The organism is Xanthomonas sp. CFBP 7698 (assembly GCF_003600855.1).
GTDB lineage: Bacteria > Pseudomonadota > Gammaproteobacteria > Xanthomonadales > Xanthomonadaceae > Xanthomonas > Xanthomonas cannabis.
Window position 1 is genome coordinate 1 of sequence record NZ_PRDN01000016.1, and the last position, 5,678, is coordinate 5,678.

1 protein-coding gene, 2 tRNA genes and 3 rRNA genes are annotated in these 5,678 nt (G+C 53.3%); all 6 read left to right on the top strand.

Annotation, left to right across the window (positions count from 1 at the left end; all coding sequences use genetic code 11):
* On the top strand, nt 1–230 hold a 230-nt coding region (locus tag XnspCFBP7698_RS21835; RefSeq protein WP_233549052.1), incomplete at its 5' end, for a hypothetical protein.
* Between the two features lie 232 nt (nt 231–462).
* Nucleotides 463–2,009 (top strand): 16S ribosomal RNA (locus tag XnspCFBP7698_RS21135).
* A gap of 94 nt (nt 2,010–2,103) precedes the next feature.
* A tRNA-Ala gene (locus XnspCFBP7698_RS21140) sits at nt 2,104–2,179 on the top strand.
* A 19-nt stretch (nt 2,180–2,198) separates the two neighbouring features.
* Nucleotides 2,199–2,275, top strand: a tRNA-Ile gene (locus XnspCFBP7698_RS21145).
* A gap of 228 nt (nt 2,276–2,503) precedes the next feature.
* Nucleotides 2,504–5,384: ribosomal RNA gene (locus XnspCFBP7698_RS21150) — 23S ribosomal RNA — on the top strand.
* 127 nt (nt 5,385–5,511) lie between these two features.
* Nucleotides 5,512–5,626 (top strand): 5S ribosomal RNA (gene rrf / locus XnspCFBP7698_RS21155).
* The 16S, 23S and 5S rRNA genes sit together here with 2 tRNA genes alongside, the layout of an rRNA operon.
* Nucleotides 5,627–5,678 lie beyond the last annotated feature (52 nt).

Below are 5,678 nucleotides of genomic sequence, written 5' to 3' on the forward strand. Positions count from 1 at the left end.
AAGGTGTTGACGAAACGAAAAAGCCGGCTATGATGGGCGGCTCGCTACACGGAAAGACGCTGCGGCGGATTGAAGTACAGCGGCGCCAACTTCCTCTTCACGAGGGGTTGACGACGATGAAAAGCCTGCTAATATGGCCGGCTCGCTTCGCAGAAAACCTTCGGGTCGAAACGAAGCAGCGTCAACCACCTCGAAATGAGGTGTTGACGGCAAGAAAAAGTCCGCTATAATGGGCGGCTCGCTTCGACGGAAACGACGAAGCTGACGGGAACGGCGCTGAGGCCACTTCCCAATGTTCTTTGACAGTGTGCGCAGGTAATTTGTGCGGACGCCTGCAGGAAGGATGATTGTCCATCTTGCAGACGTTTAATCAAAAAGCAACATATTAATTGCTTTGCAAGCGATAAGTTGTCAGTGGTTGAACTTCTGCAGCTAAAGTATTTGTCTTCGGACATGTAATTTTAAGTGAAGAGTTTGATCCTGGCTCAGAGTGAACGCTGGCGGCAGGCCTAACACATGCAAGTCGAACGGCAGCACAGTAAGAGCTTGCTCTTATGGGTGGCGAGTGGCGGACGGGTGAGGAATACATCGGAATCTACTCTTTCGTGGGGGATAACGTAGGGAAACTTACGCTAATACCGCATACGACCTACGGGTGAAAGCGGAGGACCTTCGGGCTTCGCGCGATTGAATGAGCCGATGTCGGATTAGCTAGTTGGCGGGGTAAAGGCCCACCAAGGCGACGATCCGTAGCTGGTCTGAGAGGATGATCAGCCACACTGGAACTGAGACACGGTCCAGACTCCTACGGGAGGCAGCAGTGGGGAATATTGGACAATGGGCGCAAGCCTGATCCAGCCATGCCGCGTGGGTGAAGAAGGCCTTCGGGTTGTAAAGCCCTTTTGTTGGGAAAGAAAAGCAGTCGGTTAATACCCGATTGTTCTGACGGTACCCAAAGAATAAGCACCGGCTAACTTCGTGCCAGCAGCCGCGGTAATACGAAGGGTGCAAGCGTTACTCGGAATTACTGGGCGTAAAGCGTGCGTAGGTGGTGGTTTAAGTCTGTTGTGAAAGCCCTGGGCTCAACCTGGGAATTGCAGTGGATACTGGGTCACTAGAGTGTGGTAGAGGGTAGCGGAATTCCCGGTGTAGCAGTGAAATGCGTAGAGATCGGGAGGAACATCCGTGGCGAAGGCGGCTACCTGGACCAACACTGACACTGAGGCACGAAAGCGTGGGGAGCAAACAGGATTAGATACCCTGGTAGTCCACGCCCTAAACGATGCGAACTGGATGTTGGGTGCAATTTGGCACGCAGTATCGAAGCTAACGCGTTAAGTTCGCCGCCTGGGGAGTACGGTCGCAAGACTGAAACTCAAAGGAATTGACGGGGGCCCGCACAAGCGGTGGAGTATGTGGTTTAATTCGATGCAACGCGAAGAACCTTACCTGGTCTTGACATCCACGGAACTTTCCAGAGATGGATTGGTGCCTTCGGGAACCGTGAGACAGGTGCTGCATGGCTGTCGTCAGCTCGTGTCGTGAGATGTTGGGTTAAGTCCCGCAACGAGCGCAACCCTTGTCCTTAGTTGCCAGCACGTAATGGTGGGAACTCTAAGGAGACCGCCGGTGACAAACCGGAGGAAGGTGGGGATGACGTCAAGTCATCATGGCCCTTACGACCAGGGCTACACACGTACTACAATGGTAGGGACAGAGGGCTGCAAACCCGCGAGGGTAAGCCAATCCCAGAAACCCTATCTCAGTCCGGATTGGAGTCTGCAACTCGACTCCATGAAGTCGGAATCGCTAGTAATCGCAGATCAGCATTGCTGCGGTGAATACGTTCCCGGGCCTTGTACACACCGCCCGTCACACCATGGGAGTTTGTTGCACCAGAAGCAGGTAGCTTAACCTTCGGGAGGGCGCTTGCCACGGTGTGGCCGATGACTGGGGTGAAGTCGTAACAAGGTAGCCGTATCGGAAGGTGCGGCTGGATCACCTCCTTTTGAGCATGACGTCATTCGTCCTGTCGGGCGTCCTCACAAATTACCTGCATTCAGAGATTCATACCGGCACAGGTCGGTATGCGAAGTCCCTTTTGGGGCCTTAGCTCAGCTGGGAGAGCACCTGCTTTGCAAGCAGGGGGTCGTCGGTTCGATCCCGACAGGCTCCACCATATTGAGTGAAAAGACTTCGGGTCTGTAGCTCAGGTGGTTAGAGCGCACCCCTGATAAGGGTGAGGTCGGTAGTTCGAGTCTACCCAGACCCACCACTCTGAATGTAGTGCACACTTAAGAATTTATATGGATCAGCGTTGAGGCTGATACATGTTCTTTTATAACTTGTGACGTAGCGAGCGTTTGAGATATCTATCTAAACGTGTCGTTGAGGCTAAGGCGGGGACTTCGAGTCCCTAAATAATTGAGTCGTATGTTCGCGTTGGTGGCTTTGTACCCCACACAACACGTACATGTAACTCCGAGGCAACTTGGGGTTATATGGTCAAGCGAATAAGCGCACACGGTGGATGCCTAGGCGGTCAGAGGCGATGAAGGACGTGGTAGCCTGCGAAAAGTGTCGGGGAGCTGGCAACAAGCTTTGATCCGGCAATATCCGAATGGGGAAACCCACTGCTTCGGCAGTATCCTGCAGTGAATTCATAGCTGCTGGAAGCGAACCCGGTGAACTGAAATATCTAAGTAACCGGAGGAAAAGAAATCAACCGAGATTCCCTGAGTAGTGACGAGCGAACGGGGAACAGCCCTTAAGCTGGAATGGCTTTAGAAAAACAATCTGGAAAGATTGGCCATAGAAGGTGATAGCCCTGTATTTAAAAGGGCCACTCCAGTGAAGACGAGTAGGGCGGGGCACGTGAAACCCTGTCTGAATATGGGGGGACCATCCTCCAAGGCTAAATACTCCTGACCGACCGATAGTGAACCAGTACCGTGAGGGAAAGGCGAAAAGAACCCCGGAGAGGGGAGTGAAATAGATCCTGAAACCGTGTGCGTACAAGCAGTAGGAGCTCGCAAGAGTGACTGCGTACCTTTTGTATAATGGGTCAGCGACTTACTGTTCGTGGCAAGCTTAACCGTATAGGGGAGGCGAAGGGAAACCGAGTCTGATAAGGGCGCATAGTCGCGGGCAGTAGACCCGAAACCGGGTGATCTAGTCATGGCCAGGGTGAAGGTGCCGTAACAGGTACTGGAGGCCCGAACCCACGTCTGTTGCAAAAGACGGGGATGAGCTGTGATTAGGAGTGAAAAGCTAATCGAACCCGGAGATAGCTGGTTCTCCTCGAAAGCTATTTAGGTAGCGCCTCGGACGAATACTACTGGGGGTAGAGCACTGTTATGGCTAGGGGGTCATCGCGACTTACCAAACCATTGCAAACTCCGAATACCAGTACGTACTATCCGGGAGACACACGGCGGGTGCTAACGTCCGTCGTGAAAAGGGAAACAACCCAGACCCACAGCTAAGGTCCCAAATTCACTGCTAAGTGGAAAACGATGTGGAAAGGCACAGACAGCCAGGAGGTTGGCTTAGAAGCAGCCACCCTTTAAAGAAAGCGTAATAGCTCACTGGTCGAGTCGGTCTGCGCGGAAGATTTAACGGGGCTAAGCAGTGAACCGAAGCTTGGGGTGCATAAAACTTGTTTTATGCGCGGTAGAGGAGCGTTCCGTAAGCCTGCGAAGGTGGATTGAGAAGTCTGCTGGAGGTATCGGAAGTGCGAATGCTGACATGAGTAACGATAATGCGGGTGAAAAGCCCGCACGCCGAAAGCCCAAGGTTTCCTTGCGCAACGTTAATCGACGCAGGGTTAGTCGGTCCCTAAGGCGAGGGCGAAAGCCGTAGTCGATGGGAAGCAGGTTAATATTCCTGCACCTCGCGTGAGTGCGATGGAGGGACGGAGAAGGTTAGGTGTACCGGGCGTTGGTTGTCCCGGGGAAAGGCGGTAGGTTTGAATCTTTGGCAAATCCGGGATTCTTTAAGACCGAGCACCGAGACGAGCCTTTATGGCGAAGTCACTGATACCACGCTTCCAGGAAAAGCTCCTAAGCTTCAGCTCACGAAGACCGTACCGTAAACCGACACAGGTGGGTAGGATGAGAATTCTCAGGCGCTTGAGAGAACTCGGGTGAAGGAACTAGGCAACATGGCACCGTAACTTCGGGAGAAGGTGCACCCTTTTTGGTGGCTCATGCGAGCTATAGCTGAAGAGGGTCGCAGAAACCAGGCCGCTGCGACTGTTTATCAAAAACACAGCACTCTGCAAACACGAAAGTGGACGTATAGGGTGTGACGCCTGCCCGGTGCTGGAAGGTTAATTGATGGGGTCAGCCGCAAGGCGAAGCTCTTGATCGAAGCCCCAGTAAACGGCGGCCGTAACTATAACGGTCCTAAGGTAGCGAAATTCCTTGTCGGGTAAGTTCCGACCTGCACGAATGGCGTAACGACAGCGGCGCTGTCTCCACCCGAGACTCAGTGAAATTGAAATCGCTGTGAAGATGCAGCGTTCCCGTGGCAAGACGGAAAGACCCCGTGAACCTTTACTATAGCTTTACACTGAACGTTGAGTTCGTCTGTGTAGGATAGGTGGGAGGCTATGAAACTGTGGCGCTAGCTGCAGTGGAGCCATCCTTGAAATACCACCCTGTCGTGCTTGACGTTCTAACCTAGGTCCGTTATCCGGATCAGGGACCGTGTATGGTGGGTAGTTTGACTGGGGCGGTCTCCTCCTAAAGAGTAACGGAGGAGCACGAAGGTACGCTCAGCGCGGTCGGACATCGCGCACTGTGTGCAAAGGCATAAGCGTGCTTGACTGCAAGATCGACGGATCAAGCAGGTACGAAAGTAGGTCTTAGTGATCCGGTGGTTCTGTATGGAAGGGCCATCGCTCAACGGATAAAAGGTACTCCGGGGATAACAGGCTGATACCGCCCAAGAGTTCATATCGACGGCGGTGTTTGGCACCTCGATGTCGGCTCATCACATCCTGGGGCTGTAGTCGGTCCCAAGGGTATGGCTGTTCGCCATTTAAAGTGGTACGCGAGCTGGGTTCAGAACGTCGTGAGACAGTTCGGTCCCTATCTGCCATGGGCGTTGGAAGTTTGAGAGGGGCTGCTCCTAGTACGAGAGGACCGGAGTGGACGAACCTCTGGTGTTCCGGTTGTCACGCCAGTGGCATTGCCGGGTAGCTATGTTCGGAAGCGATAACCGCTGAAAGCATCTAAGCGGGAAGCGCGCCTCAAGATGAGACTTCCCGGGGCACAAGCCCCCTAAAGGAACCATGTAGACTACGTGGTTGATAGGTCAGGTGTGTAAGTACAGCAATGTATTGAGCTAACTGATACTAATGATCCGTGCGGCTTGACCATATAACCTCAAGTTGCCTTGGTCCCAACGAACGTTGGTAGATCATCAAATGCAAGCTACGTCACAAGTTAACTATGCGAGACTGGGCGCCTTAATCCGTTTCTTGGATGGCGACGCTCCAACCGTCTCCCTGGTGAAATTAGCGCTGTGGAACCACCCGATCCCATCCCGAACTCGGAAGTGAAACGCAGCTGCGCCGATGGTAGTGTGGCTCAAGCCATGCGAGAGTAGGTCATCGCCAGGGGCTTTACCCGAAACCCTCAGTCCAACTGGACTGAGGGTTTCTTTTTTGCCCG